Genomic DNA, 16,784 nt, shown 5'->3' on the forward strand with positions numbered 1-16,784 from the left:
GCTCAGATCATGCCAGTCAGTGGAACGGCCCACAGGATCCTCGTCGTCGAGGACGAGCCGGTGATCAACCAGGCGGTCACCGACCGGTTGCGCGGTTCGGGGTACGACGTGGTGCAGGCGTGGGACGGACCGGGCGCGGTCGCGCAGTTCGCCGAGACGGCGCCGGATCTCGTCGTACTGGACGTGATGCTGCCCGGGTTCGACGGCCACGAGGTGTGCCGGCGGATCCAGGCCGAACGGCCGGTGCCGGTGCTGATGTTGACCGCGCGCGACGACGAGGCGGACATCCTGGTCGGGCTCGGCGTCGGCGCGGACGACTACCTCACCAAGCCCTTCCGGATGCGGGAGTTGGTCGCTCGGGTTGGCGCTTTGCTGCGACGCGTCGACCGTGCGGCGGAGCTGGCTGCCCGTGCTCCCGCCGATCTGGGGGATCTGCGCGTCGATGCGGCCTCTCGCCGGGTCTGGGTTGACCACACGGAGGTGCATCTCACGCCGACCGAGTTCGATCTCTTGGTCTGCTTGGCGGGTGAACCTGGCGTCGTCCTGACCCGGGAGCACTTGTACGCCGAGGTTTGGGGCTGGCCTGGCGCGTCTGGGACTCGGACGGTCGACAGCCACGTGAAGGCGCTGCGAGCCAAGATCGGCGCGGACCGGGTGCGCACGGTGCATGGCGTCGGCTACGCGCTCGAACCGGGAGCTGAAGCGTGAGTAGCCCGTTGCTGGACCAGGTGACGTCGGTCAAGGTGAAGCTTGGCCTGCTGGTCGCGATCAGTGTCACCGTGGCCTCGATCGTCGCGGCGGTCGGCGCCGTTGGCGGTGTGCCGTTCTGGCTCAGCGTCCCGGTCACGGTGGCGCTGGCCCTCGCGGTGACCCAACTGCTGGCCGTGGGCATGACCTCACCACTGCGTGAGATGACGGTTGCCGCGCGGCGGATGGCCCGCGGCGACTACTCGGGCCGCGTTACCGCGACTTCGGTCGACGAGGTGGGCGAACTGGCCCGGGCGTTCAACCGGATGGCCGAGGACCTGGCCGCCGTCGATCGCCAGCGCCGCGAGCTCGTCGCCAACGTGAGCCATGAACTGCGCACCCCGCTCACCGCGTTGTGCGCCGTACTCGAGAATCTCGTGGATGGCGTGGCCGAGCCGGATCCCGTCGCGCTGCGAACCGCGCTCGACCAGGCCGAACGGCTTGCCACGCTGGCGTCCGACCTGCTCGACCTTGCTCGGGTGGACGCGGGCGAGGCGCAACTCTCGACCGAGCAGGTACCGGTAGGCGAGTTGCTGGAGCGCGCTGTCGCCGAGGCGCGAGTGACCGGTCGTGAGGTTCGGTACGACGTACGCGTGACGCCGTCGGAATTGACGGTCCCGGCCGATCCGGCCCGGCTGCACCAGTTGGTCGGCAACCTGCTCGACAACGCGTCGCGGCACAGCCCGGCCGGCGGCGTGGTGCGAATCATCGCGCAGGCCACGGCGACCGGTTGGCGGCTCGAGGTTGCCGACGAGGGGCCGGGTATTCCCGCCGCCGATCGGGATCGCGTGTTCGAGCGGTTCGGGACGTTGGCGGACTCCGAAGGCGGCGGCGGTACCGGGCTCGGCCTGGCCATCGCCCGCTGGGTGACCGACCTCCACGGCGGAACGATCCACTTCGTCGAGCCGGAGCAGGGGACCACGGGCGCGCTCGTCCGCGTCGACCTGCCGCGGGAACCACGGCAACCCATTACGCCCATTCAGGAAGCCAGAAAGGCCCAGGAGATAGTCATGACGACGAACCCCGTCGAAAGCCCCAAACCCCCAGCACCTGCTGCGGCCGGGGTGCCCGAGTCGGGCATGGACACGCTGTTCGGCAAGTTCTGGCCCGAAGCCGGCGTGCCTGGCAACGTACGCGCCGTTCTCGGCAGTGTCGCGGTCGGCCTGCTGGCGGCGATCGTGCTGCCGTTCCGGGATGGCGGAGTCGGCACGTTCGCGGTGATCCTCGCGGCCGGAGGCGTGATCCTCGGGTTCAGTGCCAACCGGCGCTCGCGTTTCACCCTGGCCTGCGCCGCGTTGTGCGTGCTGCTTGCCGCGACCGTTCTCTTCCGGGACGCGGATTGGATCGTCGTCCTCTGCGTCCTGGCCGCTGGTGTGGTTTGCGTGGCGGGTCTGGTGAACGGGCGCAGCATGCCCGCGTTCGTGCTGGCCGGTTTCGCCTTGCCGCTCGCCGGGTTGCGCGGTCTTCCGTGGCTTGGTCGCTCCCTCCGTGCCGTCAGGGGTCTCGGGAAGAGTGCGGCGGCGATTCGTACGGTCATCTGGTCGTTGTTGGCGGTGCTCGTCTTCGGATTGCTGTTCGCCTCGGCCGACGCGCTGTTCGCGAAGTGGGCGGACGCGATCGTGCCCGACCTGGACCTCGACACGTTCGTACTCCGCTCGTTCATCACCGTGGCGGTCGGCGGCGTGGTGCTCGCGGCGACGTACCTCGCGCTGAACCCGCCGCGCGTCGAGCCGGGCGGCGGTCCCGTGCGACCGGTCGCGCACCGCTACGAGTGGCTGGCGCCGGTGCTGCTGGTGGACCTGGTCTTCCTGGTTTTCCTTGCGGCGCAGGCAACGGCCAGCTTCGGTGGGCACGACTACCTCGAACGCATCACGGGTCTCACCTATGCGGAGTACGTCCACCAGGGCTTCGGTCAGCTCACTGTCGCCACTGCGCTCACGCTGCTCGTGGTGTGGGCGGCTGCTCGCAAGGCACCCCGTACGACGGCGGCGGACCGGCTCTGGCTACGCGGATCCCTTGGCCTGCTTTGCGTGCTGACATTGGTAGTGGTCGCCTCTGCGCTCTACCGGATGCATGTCTACCAGGAGGCGTACGGCTTCACCCAGCTCCGCTTGCTGGTCGACGTCTTCGAGGGTTGGCTGGGGCTGCTGGTGCTCGGCGTGATGGCGGCGGGCCTGACGCTTCGGGCGTCCTGGCTGCCGCGCGCCGCCTTGCTCAGCGGGACCGTCCTCCTGCTCGGCGTGGCCGCGATCAACCCGGACGCGTGGATCGCCCAGCGCAACATCGACCGGTACGCCGAAACGGGTAAGGTCGATTGGTCTTACCTGCAAAGCCTTTCTGCCGACGCCGTGCCAGTACTCGCGACGCTTCCGCCCGACGTGGCCGCGTGCGCGCTGGACGGACAGAAGCCGAGCGACGACGACTGGCTCGAGTGGAACCTCGGCCGCCACCGCGCCGAATCCCGCCTACTCATCGCCCGCCCCTACAACAGCGCCCTCTGCACCCAATCCACCCGCTAGCACCCCGTACTGCGAGTCCAGCGATCGAAATCCGTCGGCGTGACGTTGCTGCCGCAGAGGATCGTCGCGACGGTCTTGCCGTCGAACCGGCCTCCGCCCTCGAGGATCGACGCGACTCCCAGGGCTGCGGCTGGTTCGACCACCAGGCCGGCGTGCACGTAGAGAAGGCGCATTGCTTCGACGATGCCGCCTTCGGTGACCAGTAGTGCGTCATCCACGACCGCCAGGAGATCGTCGAGCACCTCCGGGATGACATAGCGGCCCGCGACGCCGTCGGCGATGGTATTCGGGCGCCCAACCTCGATCGGCCGGCCCGCTCGCCATGCCAGCGTCATCGCCGGCGCGTTCTCGGGTTGGACACAGATGACCTCGGTGTGGGTTTTGCGCAGACTCTTCAGCGCAAAACCGACCCCGGACGCCATCGCGCCGGCGCCTAACGAGATCAGCACCGCGTCGAGGTCGCCGGGTAGTTCCGAGAGCTCAACGCCGATCGTCGCTGCTCCCTCACAGGTGCCGAGGTCTTTGCTGTCCTCGACCAGAAACGCGCCGGTCTCGCTGGCATAGCGTTTGGCGGTTTCGAGGGCCTGCTCGATTTCCCCGTCGACCAGCACCACGTTGGCGCCGAGTGCCTTCATTCGCTCGGCCTTCAGTGCGTTGGCGGCCGACGATGCGATCACCGTGACCCCGATGCCACGCAGCCGGCCGCTGAAGGCGAGCGCCTGACCAAGGTTCCCCGCGCTCGCGCAAACGACCTCCATCGTCCCTTCGCCGAGACGAGTGAGAACGGTCTCCGTACCCCGGCCTTTGAACGAGCGCGTCGGGTTAAGCGTCTCCACCTTCAGCACAAGCCGGCACCCCAGCACCTCGCTCAACGGCTCACACTCGTACTGCGGCGTGTCGACGAACAACGGATTGATCTGGCCACGGGCGAGCAAAATCCTCGCAAGGTCCAACCGCACACAAACCTCCGGCGTCATCTCGATCAACGTCACCCGCTTCGTCGGCTCGGGGCGCCCTGGACAAGCATCACCAGCCTACAAACCGTCTCAGGCCGCGGACGTGCCGTACGCGCTGCACTTCCTGCGCGGGCGCGCCGTACGCGCTGCACTTCCTGCGCGGGCGCGCCGTTTCGAGGCGGTCGAGGCGGCGTGTTTGCGCTGGTAGAGGGTGTTTCCCGGGTGGGTTTGCGCGGTATGTCGGGTGTCTGCCGCGAGTGGTCGCCTTGAACCCTTTCCGCGAGTGGTCGCGTCGTGACGCGACCACTCGCGGAAAGAGAGGGGGGACGTGGGGGACGGTCGTTCGACCTGTACGAGTGCGGTAGGCGTCCGGTCGAGGCCAGGGTTGGGGCACGGCAATCCACGGAAACGACAGGAGAGCCGGATTTCAGTTCCGTTGTTACGGCTGGGGTCTTGTGGTCCGAGGGTTTCGGGGTTGGCCGAATGCGGTGGACCGGTTTGATCTGCGCATGCCAGCGTGACGATTCACGCCGAGCCGAGTCTGAGTGGCGCTTTGTCTCACCGGCCAGGCGACCAAACTCGCGATCAGACGGAGGAAAGAATGATCAAGGAAAGGCTCGGCAAGTGGGGCGCGCGTTCCGTGGCGCTCGCCATCGCGGTACTCCTCATGAGCATCGGCCTGAGCGCCCCCGCATCTGCAGGCACCTGCACGACGCAGGGCTGCGGCGGTGAGGTCAGTAACAACACGGGCCTGTCGATCCGCATCGCCAACTGCTGGTCCGGGAGCTCCTCCTACTACTATGGGGACACGCTTCCCTGCGTGCAGCACCCGAACACCTGGGTTGAGTACAACGCAGATGTGGAGCTCCCAGCAGGCGACGAGTCGAAGTACCACTACTGGTACTACGACACCGATGCCGTCCGGTTCTTCAGGAACTGTGTCACCAAGTGGCACTACTGGGGCGGCTGGACCAACACAGTGGACCGGCGCGGTAAGAGCAGTCAGTGGATGAAATTCAGTAGCTTGGACCACATCTACATCGACAGCCAGGTCTGCTACTAGCAGTGCTTGGTCAGGTGGGTGATCTTCCCGTTGTACGCGCGTGAAGACAGGGCCTCCCGGTAGCTCGGGAATGCGAATCTGACCGAGCGGACCTAGAGGCCCTGTTGTCGTTGTTGTATGCGTCCGAGCCCATTCGGGGCTAGAGGGGGCGGGGGATGGCGGTGGTGGGGGTGAGGAAGAGGAGGAGTTGGGTGGCGGTGGGGTCGATGATGGCGGCGTAGGTGTTGAGTTGGGGGGCGTAGTAGGCGACGCGTTCGTCGAGGGCGGCGGTGGGGATGGCGTCGGTTTTGTAGTCGATGATGACGAGGGTGCCGTCGTCTTCGCGGTAGATGAGGTCGACGAAACCTTCGAGGATCGTGCCGTCTGGTTGGACTGCTCCTACGTACGACTCGCGCCAGTGTTCGCGAACGGCGGCTCGGCGTACGGGCTCGGAGGTGAGGGCCGAGCGGACCAGGGCTTCGACGATTTCGTCGTGGTCGGGGACGGCTTCGGCGATGCATTGGGAGGCGACGGCTTCGGGCAGGCCCGCGCCGGTGGCCAGGTCGATGACTTGGAGGACGCCGTGCACGGCCCGGCCGATCGCCGTACCGTAGCGGCCCTTTGACCATGGCGGCAGCTCGAGATCCCTTGCACCCTTGGCCGTCGCGGGATCCGAAGCAGCCGACTCGGCGGCGATGGGTGTGACGGCGGGCGCGGTGCCTTCGAGGCCGGAGGCGCTTTGGGCGGATTTGCGGCGGCTGGCGGCGCGGGCGGCGGTGATGCGGGTGGTCCACGTGTCGTGCGGCATGGGCGGGATGACCACGGGCTCGGGTGTTGGCACCGCCTCGGCCAAAGGCTCGGCGGTGAAGGAGACGGCGTTGGCCGAGGTCGCGCCGTCTGCACCGGCAAAGAGCTCGGCGTTGCTGGAGTGGGTGCGGTTGCCGGACCGGTGCAGGGAGACGACCAGGTGGTCGCGGGCCCGGGTGGCGGCGACGTAAAGCAGGCGGCGTCGTTCGTACGCGTCCATCTGTTCGTCGACGGGTTGGACCAGGTCGAAGTCCTCCGTTTGGACCGACGCCTTGAGCTTCACCGCGTAACCGCCGTCGGCAGGCCAGAGCACCTGTACGCCGCGTTGGCGGTTCGGGGCGGCGGTCATACCCGACAGGACGACGATCGGGAACTCGAGGCCTTTCGCGGCGTGAATCGTCATCACCCGTACGGCGTCCGCGTCCGTCTCGGGCAGGACGGCCTCGGCGACTCGCGAGGTCTCTTCGCCCTGGTGTGCGGCCCAGGCGAGGTACGACCGGAGGCCGCCGTGCTCGACCTCGGACCACGCGCGGGCCTGATCGATGACGAAGCGCAGGCGGCGCCAGGCATCGCGCGAACGCGGACCGGTAGTCGCGACCTCGAGCATTCGCCGATCGGCCACGATCTTGCCGAGGACCTCGCTCGGCGTCTGCCAGCGCGCGGCGTAATGCGCACCGCGAAGCCAGTCGATCGCCTCGCCGACCGGATGCGAGACCAGCTCCGGACGAATCGGCGCGGTCAGGGTGAACGAGCCGCCATCGCGTTTCCAGGTGAACAGGTCGTCATCGCCACAGCCGAACAACGGCGAGCGCAGTGCCGTCACGAGCGAGAGCTGGTCACTCGGATCGGCGAGGGCGCGGGCGCACGCGAGCAGGTCGCGCACCTCGGCGGTCTGGTAGACCAGCGAGCTCGCCTCGGCGCGATACGCGATGCCGGCCGAGTCGAGCGCCTCTTCGAGATAGGGGAGTGAAGTCCGAGCGGGCACCAGCACGGCGATGTCGCCAAGCCCGGCCGGACGCCAAGCCTGCGTCTGCTCGTCGTACACCTGCCACTCGTCGCGCAACGCCTGCCCCACCACGCCGGCGACATCGGCGGCCTCGCGCTCGCGCAACACCGAAGCCTGCGCCCGCGGCAAATCCTGATGCGGCTCAGCCCCAAGCACGACGACGGCCGGCCCACCCTGATCCGAAAAAGCCGAGGGATCCGCAACCGGCTCCTGTTGGGCAAGCGGCGACGGGAACTGGATCACCTTGGCCAGCGGCGCGGGCTCCGGATTCCCGAAGTCCCAATCGAGCTCGAGCTGATCCCCCTCAACCGACGTCCCCGGATCCGGCTCAGGTGGCGAGGCGAAGGGTGACCGATGCGGATCGAGCGGCTGGTACGACGGCTGCGCGCCGTCCGCCGGCTCGATCAGGCGCGCGAAGACGGCGTTCAGCCAGTCCAGGATCGGCGGCACAGTCCGGAAATTGGTGGTCAGGGCAACGGTCTCGCCGAGGTTGTCCTGCGCCGCCAGGTACGTCGCTATGTTGGCGCGGCGGAATCGGTAGATCGACTGCTTCGGGTCGCCGACCACGAACAACCGCCCGGGCGGCACCTCGACCTCACGCCAATCCGCGGCCGTCGCAGCGGCACCACCCGCGATCCGCACGGCCAGTTCGATCTGAATCGGGTCCGTGTCCTGGAACTCGTCCAGCAGCAACCGCTGATACCGCTCCTGCAACGCATCCCGCACGGCTGGATCGCGTCGCAGCAGGTCCCGCGCGAGCACCAGCAGATCGTGGAACTCCAACCGCCCCTCGGCCCGCCGTAGCTCGGCCGATTCCAGCACGCGCACCGCGACCCAATGGGACAGATGCCGCAGACACGCATCGAGCAGCAGGTCCACCAACGAGATGGCCAGATCCACCACCGTCGCGCAGTCGTCACGGAGTTTGGCGATATCGGGCCAGTTCTCCTTCCGCCCGAGCCGGCCGAACTTGAGCCCCCGGAACGACTGCAACAACGCGAGCTGCGACTCCTGGTCCGAAGCCGTCGAAAGCCACAACCCGGTCTCCTGCACCGCGAGCACTTTCGCCAGCAGCCGGTCATCGGCGTCACGGCACTCCGCCGCCTGGGCGCCGATCGCCGCGCACGCCGCGACCAGGCCGGACAGGTCGGGCATCGCGACCAGCTCGGGCGGTTCGACCAGCACACGATCGCCGATCAGGTCCCAGTCCTTGCCGAAGAGTTTCGCCAACGAACGCACGTGTTTGAGCTCGACACCAACCGCCATCGCGAGTAGCAGCGGCTCGGCGATCGACTCGTCGTCGAGCAGTTGCCGTTGCAGCTCGGCCCAGCGCTCCTCGAAGGCGACCGACGAACCGACCTCGTCGAGCACGTCGATCAACGGCGGCAACCCGGCCTCGATCGGATGGGCCATCAGCAGCTGTTGCGCGAACGAGTGCAATGTCCCGATCGAGGCGGAGTCCAGATCGTCCAACGCCTCAGCCGCCGCCTCCGCCAAAGCATCAGCCTCAACCGACAAAGCATCAGCCGAGCCTGCCGCCTGCAAAGCGCCATACCAAGCGTGCTCGAACTCCACCCGAAGCCGGTCCCGCAGCTCCGCGCCGGCCTTCTCGGTGAACGTCACGGCCGCGATCGAGCGCAACGGCACGCCATCTCGCAACACCAACGTGGTGACGCGATCCACCAAGGCATGGGTCTTCCCCGAACCAGCACCGGCCTCGACGAACAAGGTCGTCGCGGTGTCGGTCTCGATCCGCGAGCGGGAAGCGGCGTCCGCGAACTCAGTCATCAAGCACTCCCGGATCGATCAGTCGAACCAACCGCTGCAACGCCGGATCGAACCGCTTTCGCTCCCAGCGGCCCCGGACCTCGGCATGGCCGATGCTGTCCGGGTTGCAGTACGGGCATTGCACCCACAGGAAGTCCGGCACCTCGGGCGCCTTCGCCGGGAACCAGCCGGCCGCGATCGACGAAACGATGGTGTCGAGCGTGTCCACATATCGCGCCTCGACCTCGGGCGTGAGCGGCACCGGGATGCGCACGCCGCCGCGCCGGACGAACCAGTACGCCGATTCGACCGGCGTGTGCTCGTCGCCGAGTCGCGCGCGGGCCGCATACGCATACACCGGGAGCTGGAGTTTGGTCCCGGCGGCGACCGGGTCTGTCGCTATCGCCTCGAACCGTGAGGGCCCACCGGTCTTCACATCGGTGACGTAGATCGTGCCGTCGGCGCCGAGGTCGACCTTGTCGGCGCTGCCGCGGAAACGCACGCGGCCGGACGGTACGACGATCTCGACCGGCGGCTCGCCGTCGAACCCGAAGCGCAGCTCACTCGCCACCACGGAAGCACGCCGTACGGCACGCCAGCGATCGTCGTCGGCCAACAGGAAGAGCAGATCCGCGAAGATGCGCAACTTCTCCCGCTGCCACAGTCGGGGATGACCGGTCAGACCCTCGGCCTCGAACCGGTCGGCCAACTGTGAGCCGATGGACAGCAACAGCGCGCGCTGCTCGTGCGTCCACGGCTCGCCGTCACGCGGCAGCGCCGGCCCGACCGTCGTCACGAACGCGTCAATGCTGTCGTGGATCAGATTCCCTATTTGCATGGGGGAGATGACGAGCAGATCCTCGGGTTGCTCGATCGGCTCCACCTGCAGCAGGCGCTCGACGAAATAAGCGTGCGGGCAGCTCGCATACGACTCGAGGGAGGTCGGCGACGCGACCCGGTCCTCGGTCGCGAACGACGGCAGGCCCGCCACCCCGGCCAGGTTGCCGTCGTACCGGGTGAAGTGCTCGCTATTCCTTGCCTTGAGCAACGACCGGGCCCGGTCCACCACCTGATCCGGCAGGTCGAACCCGGCGCCGATCCCGCGGATCCGCCACTCCTGCTCGGTCGACGGCAGCGCGGCCGAGACCAGCGAACCGGCGAACGAGGCCGAGGTGATCAGCTTCCCGCCGTACGACGGTTGGTCCCAGGCGGTCGCGGCCAGCCGTCGATCGCCGCTGAGCTCTCGCAGGGTGCCGAGCAGCCACCGGGTCGGCAGGCGCCGACTCGACCGCCGCAGATCACCGCGCGGGAATGACGCGACGACTCGGGATGAGCCCGACGCGAAGGCGGCGAGCAGCTGCCGGTGCTTCTCGTCGAGGCGGTCCCGGGCGGAGGCCAGCTCGGGCGCGGCGGCATCGCGCACGCGTTGAGGCAAGAGCGCGTCCTCGTGGATCCGGCCGGGATAGAGGTCCTCCGCGAGGCCGAGCACATAAACCGTATCGACGGCCAGACCGATACTCGCGGAGATCGGCGCGACCAGGACACCTGTGCCGAACGTGCCGACGCGTGGCAGGGACTGCTGCAGCTCGAGATCGAGCACGTCGCGGAGCACGGACAGACTCGCCGGGGTGCCGAGCTCGTCCAGCGTGGACAGCCCGCGCAGCGAAGCCTCGACGGCGATCGCGGCGTACTGCTCCTCGACTGGCAACGAGGTCAGATCCAGCAACGCGTGGAACAGGTCGAGCACGCCGTTCGCGAGCTCGGACCAGCTCGTCAACCCAGCGGTCTCGAGCAGTCGTCGGCGTAACTCGACTGCGAAGACGTGCAGCCGGCGGGCCGTTTCGGCGTTGCGCGAGGCCATCTCCACGGCGGCCGGACGCGGATCCTCGGCCTCAAGCTCCTGCGTGGCGACGCGTCTCTCCGCCTCGGCGAACCGGCCCAGGCGCTCGGCCCAGTCCTCGCCGCGGATCACGCCGGCCGCGCGCGACAGCCGCTCCCATTGCGGCACGGGGATGCGGTTGCCCTCGAAGTCGCGGCTCGGCGCATTCGCCAAAGCGCGGAAGACCTCCGCGCGTGGGAGATCGTGGTCGACGAGCGCGAGCACCTCCAGCAACGTGCGGGCGACGGCTCGCTCGTGCACCGGTCGCGTACCCGGACCGTTCACCTCGATCCGGGCGGCCGCGAGTTGCTCGTGCAGCAATCGCGCATACGGCGCGGGAGCGGAATAGAGCACGGCGATGCGATGCGCCGGGGTATCGGCCAGCGTGGCGACGACATCCCGGACGACACAACGCACCTCGTCGTCGGCGTCGGACGCGTTCAGCACCTCGGTCGCGACCGGCCGGTTCCGGGTGGCGGACTCGGGAGGCGCCAGGCCGATGCGCTCCAGCGAACGGCGAACCGTCCGGTCTGCGCGACGAACATCGGTCAGCCCCACGATCACCGTCAGGTCGGCCGAACCGGTGAGCGCCTCGACGAAACCGGCCTCGGCCTGCGTCAACTCCTGCGGTAGATACAGCACGAGCGCGCCGAGCTCGGCCACCACCGCGGGCTCTCGCCGGGCGCGATCGGCGGCCGCCCGGAGCAAGGCGGTCACGTCGTACCACTCCGTATGCAAAGTGCTGGTGACCTGACGGTGCAGCCGAACCAGGTCGGGCCCGAGGCCGGACGCCTGACCGACCGCGGTCAACGCATCATCGCTGAGGTCGCGCAACTCTTGGTGGGCGGAGGCGAGGGCCTGGATGGTGGCCGGGTGGTCGGCGACGGCTGCGAAGACGCCGGGGTCCTTCGACAAGATGGCGCGCCAGGTTGCGGCGACGATCGGGCGGGTGGCCGGACGACGCGGCGCGAGCCCGGCGGCCGCGAGTTGCTCGGCGAGCCGGGGCAGGGTGGCGAGATAGAGGCCGGCCACGCTGCCGAGGTCGGCGGCGAGCTGGCGGCGGGCGATCAGACCGGCTGTATTACTGGGCAGCAGCAAGGTCACGGGTGTCATCGGGTCGTCGCGTTTGACGCCTGCGACGACGTCGCGCAGACGGCTGAGCGCGGCCGCGCCGTACGGCGTGGTCTCGACCTGGATCCCCATCACGATCCCCGCTCTCGTAGTGAACAGAGCCGAGGCTACTGGGGCCTTCCGACATTTTTTTCGCCGACACCTGGCGTCCACTTCGGTGAGTGCGAGGCTTCGTCTTACTTAGGACATATAGGGTCAGTGAAATATCAAAAGAAAAGGTTCGTTTTCGCGTCATGATCTCGCTGGACCCCCGTCACTTCTCTGAGACCATCGCCTCCAGGCGCTCACCTGGACAGATCATTGGGGAAGTGATCGGAATGGAGCCGCTACCGCAACGCCGCCGCGTACGAGTGTGGTTCGGGGACCACGTCGTCGCGGACTACCGGGCGGAGGCCGACCTGGCCTGCCGCTATGCCGAGGCCATGTCGCGCCGGTTCGCCGGCCTACGTGTCACCAGCGACCCGATCCCCGAAACCTCTTCGGAAGAGGCTTCCGCTCGTCCGTTACCGGGTGAGCGTCTGTGGGAGGTGGCCCCCTGATGACAGCCCGCAGGTTCCGGCTGTTACGGCACAAGGACATCTCCGGAGTGAGCGGTACCGGCCCGGTGGCCGAAGGCGTCGAGTTCACCGACGGGGCGGTGGCCCTGCGCTGGTACGGCGACTACCCGACCACGACCGTCTGGGACGGCATCGACTCCGTGATCGCGATTCACGGTCACTCAGGCGCCACCGACGTCCAATGGCTCGACCCTGACGACGGCACCGGGCGTGGCGATCTGCCCCGGCCCCGGCCCGATCTGCCGCCCCGGCCCTGGCCGAAACTGGGCGGCATGCCTGAACCACGACCAGGTCCCGACCTGATCTGACTCGCGGGCCGGCGCCCTCGGCGTCGGCCCGCACCTCCTTGTTAACTCAGCTCATGTCCATGCGCTGGGTGACGTCGAGGTTGTAGTACTTCGGCGGCCCGTCGCAGAGCTCCATCATCTTCGCGGCGTAGTCCGAGGTGTCCGGCCGGTTCGAGTTCTCCATCGCCGCTTCGTACGACTCGAACTCGACGATGCTCAGGTAGTACCCCGGCCGGTCCCGGTCCTCGGTCACCGTGACCCGGGCAGGCGCGGTGCCGCCGCCTTCCTTCTCCCGCGTGGCGCGGAACTCCTCGCTCAAGTCGGCGACTTCGTCGGCACGCGAGGTTTGGTACTCGATGATCTGCACGAACGCTGGCATGTCCATCCCCCCTGTATTGCTGGTATTTGCTTCCGACTGTGCGCCTCCGGCCGGATGGCGGCAAGACCCTGCTATCCGTGGTGACTGAGCGGATCCGAGGCGGTGCTTTCTGCCGATCGCAGACGGTCTTCGTTTTTGGGGGTGGCGCCTGCTTGGCTGGTGCGCATGGACATCCTGATTCTCGGCGGCACCGCCTGGCTCGGTCGTGAGCTCGCCACCCAGGCCCTCGGCCGCGGTCATTCCGTCACCTGTCTTGCCCGTGGCACCAGCGGCGCCGTGGCCGACGGCGCCACGCTCGTCACGGCCGATCGCACCCAGCCGGAGGCGTACGACGCTGTCCGGGATCGCGACTGGGATGCCGTTTTCGAGGTCTCGCGCCAGCCGGGCCAGGTGCGGGGTGCGCTCGACGCTTTGGCGGCTCGGGCCCGGCACTGGACGTACCTGTCGTCGATCAATGCGTATGCCGCGTTCGATACGCCGTACGCCGATGAGTCTTCCCCGACCCGCGAGCCTGCCACGGCGGACGAGGTCGACGGCACGTTGTACGGCGAGGGCAAGGTGGCGAGCGAGCAGGCGTCGACGGCCGCCGTCGGGGATCGCCTGGTGATCGCGCGAGCCGGTTTGATCGGCGGCCCTGGCGACCACAGCTGCCGCTCGGGCGCATGGGTGGCCCGTGCCGCGCGTGCGCCGGAGGAGCCGATGCTCGTGCCGGATACGCCGGATAACGCGACCCAGGTGCTCGACGTCCGGGATCTGGCGAGCTGGCTGCTCGACTGTGCCGAGAGCGGTACGACGGGGGTGTTCGACGCCGTCGGGCCTACCGTGCCGTTCGGCGAGTGGATCGCGTTGTGCCGGGCGGCAGGCGGTCACACCGCGCCGGTGCGGCTGGTGCCGGCGGAGTGGCTGGTGGAGCGCAAGGTCGAGCAGTACATGGGGGTGGACTCGCTGGCGATGTGGCTGGTCGAGCCGGGATACGAGGGCTGGTCAACCCGGACCGGCGCAGCCGCGCTGGCCGCCGGGCTGAAACATCGCGCGCGGGAGGAGTTGGTCGCCGATCTACTGGTGTGGGAGAAGGAGCAAGGGCTCGATCGGGCGCGCAAGGCCGGCCTCAGTCCCGACCGCGAGCGTGAATTGCTGGCCGAGCTGGGCTGACTTCTATCGAGTGGCGGTCACTTCCGGCTGGGCGGCGTACTGAGAGTCGCCGCCCAGGGTCCAGGCGAGGATGTCGAGCCAGCGCAGTCGTCCCAGCGCCAGCAGATGACGGCTCGGCGGCTCCTGCAGCGGCTTGCGCAGCTCGGCTTCCAGCTCGTCGAACGCCTGCAGGTTCTCCTCGGCGAGCAGGTCCTGCCGGATCGCCTCCCAGAAGGTTTTCAGGTCTCCGGCCGCGGCACCGTAAACCACGCTCAGCTGCCTGTCGCCGATCGGGATCAGCAGCGGGCGCTTGAGGTGCAGCAGTTTGGATCGTTTCGCCGGCCCGATGCCTGCGCCGATCCGGAATCGGTCGTACAGTCGCTCGGCCGCCGCGAGCAGGGGCGATCCGGGCGCGGCATCCTCGAGCCGGGCATCCACCGGTACGGCGGAGAACTCGGTGCGGGCGTCGACCGCGAGCAGCCGCGGCACGTCCGTGGCGCTCAGGTTCGTGTTCATCAAAACCAGCCGGCCCATATCGGCCATCGTCACGTGGTGCGGAGCCTGCACCGGCTGCCGCCCGCAGGCGACCACGCCGTCGAAGTACCTGACGGTGTCGGGGAAGTGGCCCGAGTACCACTGGAGGATCTCCAGGGCACGTCCGGTCGAGATGACCTGATCGCCGATCCGCATTACTCTCTCCACCTCTCCTCGCCACCCGTACTGTCTTCCTATCGGCACGGCGGCCGAGGTGTTACAAACAGTTGCTTGAGGCAACGATAGAGGAGGAGCCGGGATGCGTCTGGTACTGGTCTCGGACACGCACCTGCCCAAGCGCGCGAAGGACCTGCCGCCCGCGCTCTGGCACGCCATCGAGGCGGCCGACGTCGTCATCCACGCGGGCGACTGGGTCAGCCTCGACCACCTCGACGAGCTCGAGGCCCGGGCCAAGCGCGTAATTGGCTGCTACGGCAACAACGACGGGCCGGACCTCCGCGCGCGCCTGCCCGAGGTCAACCGCGTGGAGCTGGAGGGGGTGCGGTTCGGCGTCGTCCACGAGACGGGTTCGGCGGCGGGTCGCGAACTACGCTGCGAGCGGGCCTATCCCGATCTCGACGTGCTGGTTTTCGGGCACAGCCACATCCCGTGGGACACGAAGACGCCTCGCGGTCTCCGCCTGCTCAACCCGGGGTCGCCGACCGACCGCCGTCGCCAGCCCCACCACACCTACATGACCGCCGAACTGGCCCCGGGGCAACTGGTCTCGGTGACCCTGCACCGCCTTTGACCTTCACGCTGGGGGAATGGTGATCGCTATCTCGTCGCCGAGGCTGGCGCCTTTGGCGAGGGGGAGGTCGTCGCCGCTCCAGAAGCTGCCGGGGTCGTAATGGCTGGGGCGATGCTTGGATGAGAGGAGTCCCATTTCCTCGTAGGTGATGGCGACAACCTCGGCGCAGTAGGCGGTTTCGAGTTCCAGGTCGCGGTTGCCTCGGCGTAGCTGGGGAACGCGGCCGCGGAGCCAGCGCCCGGCCAGCCGCGCGGTGGAGGGAAAGGGTGTTCCGTCGAGGCGTGCGATGGTCTTGAGGACCGCGTCCTCCATCTCGCGATCGACCTCGTGGTCGAGTTGGCGAAGCCAGGCACGTTGGCCGTATCGGTTCGACCAGGTGAGTACGGCGTCGCGCAGGTCGTGCAGTTGTACGCCGCGCTGGTGCTGGCCGGTCCACATGTCCGGCAGGCTGCGACCGAGCTCCGCGTGCCACATCAGCGGTGGCAGGTCTTCGATGACCACGGCCATGCCGACATGGTTGACCGGGCTGTTCGTGGTCAGCCGAATGGCCCGGTCGCCGGGACTGTCACCACGGAACACCCAGACGTCCCCAGTCCGGGTCAGGTCCACCGCTGTGTCGAGGTCGATCCGCGTCTCCATACCGATAACTTAGGTGGATGCGATGGTGGAAAGTGGTAGGCCTGGCCGGGCTAGTCGGAGTCGCCGCGACCGGAGTCGTAGTCGCCCGCGGGGAACGCCGACGCCGCGCCTACACCCCCGAAGAAATCCGCACCCGCCTCCGCACCCGCGCCGCCGAAGCCCCCTAGCCCTTGCGGTTCCCTGGCTGTTCCCTGGTCCCTCGTGACCGCGCGACACATTGCGATCAAGGGAAATGCGATCATCGGGCCCTTGTGACCCGGCGTGTTGTGGTTCATCGGTCCCTTCTGACCGGATTCGGATGGGCTGCGTACGCCGAGGAGGGCATTCCGGTCTGGGCTTGACGTCATGCCTGGGCAGGTGGTGTTGGTTGCACCCGGCCCCCTGAGTTCTTGCGAATTGTCAGGCCGGTCCGGGCCGCGTCAAGGGTTTCATCGCCTAGCGGCGACGCTGACGCGCCCTTGACACGGCCCGAACCGGCCAAGTGCGGCTGGCTATCAGGGGGCCGGGTGAGGTCTGACCGTGTGTGGGGTCGCGCGGCGCTGCCGCGTCGCCTGGTGCCGCGCTCGCCCGGCGGGCCGGTTGCCCGGGGACCGGCGGGCCGCTGGCCGGCGCGCGGGACCGGCGGGGCCGGCGGGGCCGGGGAGGCGCCGAC

Annotated in this window: 14 protein-coding genes; 8 read left to right on the plus strand and 6 right to left on the minus strand. The window is 68.4% G+C overall.

All coding sequences use genetic code 11. The features are described from left to right. Positions 1-9 precede the first annotated feature (9 nt). Entirely contained in the window at positions 10-708 is a 699-nt protein-coding gene (locus OG394_RS00365; protein WP_328992670.1) for a response regulator transcription factor, read from the plus strand. Next, positions 705-3,266 carry a DUF4153 domain-containing protein gene (locus OG394_RS00370; RefSeq protein WP_328992671.1) on the plus strand — a complete coding sequence of 854 codons (2,562 nt, stop codon included), beginning with the start codon at positions 705-707 and terminating at the stop codon, positions 3,264-3,266. Before OG394_RS00365 ends, OG394_RS00370 begins: the two co-directional genes overlap by 4 nt. Here OG394_RS00370 and OG394_RS00375 read toward each other — a convergent pair. Further along, positions 3,263-4,258, minus strand: a complete 996-nt coding sequence (locus OG394_RS00375) for a threonine ammonia-lyase (RefSeq protein ID WP_328992672.1) — start codon at positions 4,256-4,258, stop codon at positions 3,263-3,265. The two genes, OG394_RS00370 and OG394_RS00375, sit on opposite strands and share 4 nt — an antisense overlap. 565 nt (positions 4,259-4,823) lie before the next feature. On the opposite strand from OG394_RS00375, the gene OG394_RS00380 reads away from it, so the two are divergent. Continuing rightward, positions 4,824-5,285: a hypothetical protein gene (locus tag OG394_RS00380; RefSeq protein WP_328992673.1), complete on the plus strand. Its 462-nt coding sequence runs from the start codon at positions 4,824-4,826 to the stop codon at positions 5,283-5,285. Positions 5,286-5,424: 139 nt separating this feature from the next. Here the strand turns inward: OG394_RS00380 and OG394_RS00385 are convergent, their stop codons facing one another. Both OG394_RS00385 and OG394_RS00390 read right to left on the minus strand, forming a co-directional pair. Continuing rightward, positions 5,425-8,865, minus strand: a complete 3,441-nt coding sequence (locus OG394_RS00385) for a UvrD-helicase domain-containing protein (protein ID WP_328992674.1) — start codon at positions 8,863-8,865, stop codon at positions 5,425-5,427. Beyond that, positions 8,858-11,926 (minus strand): PD-(D/E)XK nuclease family protein, encoded by a 3,069-nt coding sequence (locus tag OG394_RS00390; RefSeq protein WP_328992675.1) that lies wholly within the window; start codon positions 11,924-11,926, stop codon positions 8,858-8,860. Before OG394_RS00390 ends, OG394_RS00385 begins: the two co-directional genes overlap by 8 nt. A gap of 245 nt (positions 11,927-12,171) precedes the next feature. Between OG394_RS00390 and OG394_RS00395 the strand changes: the two genes are divergently transcribed. Both OG394_RS00395 and OG394_RS00400 read left to right on the plus strand, forming a co-directional pair. Then, complete coding sequence (locus tag OG394_RS00395) at positions 12,172-12,393, plus strand: hypothetical protein (protein WP_328996788.1); 222 nt, start codon at positions 12,172-12,174, stop codon at positions 12,391-12,393. Then, complete coding sequence (locus OG394_RS00400) at positions 12,393-12,719, plus strand: hypothetical protein (protein ID WP_328992676.1); 327 nt, start codon at positions 12,393-12,395, stop codon at positions 12,717-12,719. The genes OG394_RS00395 and OG394_RS00400 overlap by 1 nt, the downstream gene beginning before the upstream one ends. Positions 12,720-12,765: 46 nt before the next feature. On the opposite strand, the gene OG394_RS00405 is transcribed toward OG394_RS00400, so the two are convergent. Next, on the minus strand, positions 12,766-13,077 hold the full coding sequence (locus OG394_RS00405; protein WP_328992677.1) for a hypothetical protein: 312 nt from the start codon (positions 13,075-13,077) through the stop codon (positions 12,766-12,768). A 165-nt stretch (positions 13,078-13,242) separates the two neighbouring features. On the opposite strand from OG394_RS00405, the gene OG394_RS00410 reads away from it, so the two are divergent. Next, complete coding sequence (locus tag OG394_RS00410) at positions 13,243-14,229, plus strand: NAD-dependent epimerase/dehydratase family protein (RefSeq protein WP_328992678.1); 987 nt, start codon at positions 13,243-13,245, stop codon at positions 14,227-14,229. Positions 14,230-14,232: 3 nt separating this feature from the next. On the opposite strand, the gene OG394_RS00415 is transcribed toward OG394_RS00410, so the two are convergent. Beyond that, positions 14,233-14,898 (minus strand): DUF6308 family protein, encoded by a 666-nt coding sequence (locus tag OG394_RS00415; protein WP_328992679.1) that lies wholly within the window; start codon positions 14,896-14,898, stop codon positions 14,233-14,235. 103 nt (positions 14,899-15,001) lie between these two features. Here OG394_RS00415 and OG394_RS00420 point away from each other — a divergent pair, with 103 nt between their 5' ends. Next, entirely contained in the window at positions 15,002-15,493 is a 492-nt protein-coding gene (locus OG394_RS00420; protein WP_328992680.1) for a metallophosphoesterase family protein, read from the plus strand. Positions 15,494-15,496: 3 nt separating this feature from the next. On the opposite strand, the gene OG394_RS00425 is transcribed toward OG394_RS00420, so the two are convergent. Next, positions 15,497-16,132: a hypothetical protein gene (locus tag OG394_RS00425; RefSeq protein ID WP_328992681.1), complete on the minus strand. Its 636-nt coding sequence runs from the start codon at positions 16,130-16,132 to the stop codon at positions 15,497-15,499. A gap of 17 nt (positions 16,133-16,149) precedes the next feature. On the opposite strand from OG394_RS00425, the gene OG394_RS00430 reads away from it, so the two are divergent. Then, positions 16,150-16,299, plus strand: a complete 150-nt coding sequence (locus OG394_RS00430) for a hypothetical protein (protein ID WP_328992682.1) — start codon at positions 16,150-16,152, stop codon at positions 16,297-16,299. Positions 16,300-16,784: the final 485 nt, after the last annotated feature.

Origin of the sequence: Kribbella sp. NBC_01245 (genome assembly GCF_036226525.1) — a bacterium.
In the GTDB taxonomy this organism is placed as follows: Bacteria; Actinomycetota; Actinomycetes; order Propionibacteriales; family Kribbellaceae; genus Kribbella.

What these genes read in the sequence shown, in the direction of transcription:
- OG394_RS00365 (WP_328992670.1), top strand. Translation starts at nt 10, where the DNA reads ATGCCAGTCAGTGGAACGGCCCACAGGATCCTCGTCGTCGAGGACGAG.
- OG394_RS00380 (WP_328992673.1), top strand. Translation starts at nt 4,824, where the DNA reads ATGATCAAGGAAAGGCTCGGCAAGTGGGGCGCGCGTTCCGTGGCGCTC.
- OG394_RS00385 (WP_328992674.1), bottom strand. Translation starts at nt 8,865, where the DNA reads ATGACTGAGTTCGCGGACGCCGCTTCCCGCTCGCGGATCGAGACCGAC.
- OG394_RS00390 (WP_328992675.1), bottom strand. Translation starts at nt 11,926, where the DNA reads ATGGGGATCCAGGTCGAGACCACGCCGTACGGCGCGGCCGCGCTCAGC.
- OG394_RS00395 (WP_328996788.1), top strand. Translation starts at nt 12,172, where the DNA reads ATGGAGCCGCTACCGCAACGCCGCCGCGTACGAGTGTGGTTCGGGGAC.
- OG394_RS00400 (WP_328992676.1), top strand. Translation starts at nt 12,393, where the DNA reads ATGACAGCCCGCAGGTTCCGGCTGTTACGGCACAAGGACATCTCCGGA.
- OG394_RS00405 (WP_328992677.1), bottom strand. Translation starts at nt 13,077, where the DNA reads ATGCCAGCGTTCGTGCAGATCATCGAGTACCAAACCTCGCGTGCCGAC.
- OG394_RS00410 (WP_328992678.1), top strand. Translation starts at nt 13,243, where the DNA reads ATGGACATCCTGATTCTCGGCGGCACCGCCTGGCTCGGTCGTGAGCTC.
- OG394_RS00415 (WP_328992679.1), bottom strand. Translation starts at nt 14,898, where the DNA reads ATGCGGATCGGCGATCAGGTCATCTCGACCGGACGTGCCCTGGAGATC.
- OG394_RS00420 (WP_328992680.1), top strand. Translation starts at nt 15,002, where the DNA reads ATGCGTCTGGTACTGGTCTCGGACACGCACCTGCCCAAGCGCGCGAAG.
- OG394_RS00425 (WP_328992681.1), bottom strand. Translation starts at nt 16,132, where the DNA reads ATGGAGACGCGGATCGACCTCGACACAGCGGTGGACCTGACCCGGACT.
- OG394_RS00430 (WP_328992682.1), top strand. Translation starts at nt 16,150, where the DNA reads ATGCGATGGTGGAAAGTGGTAGGCCTGGCCGGGCTAGTCGGAGTCGCC.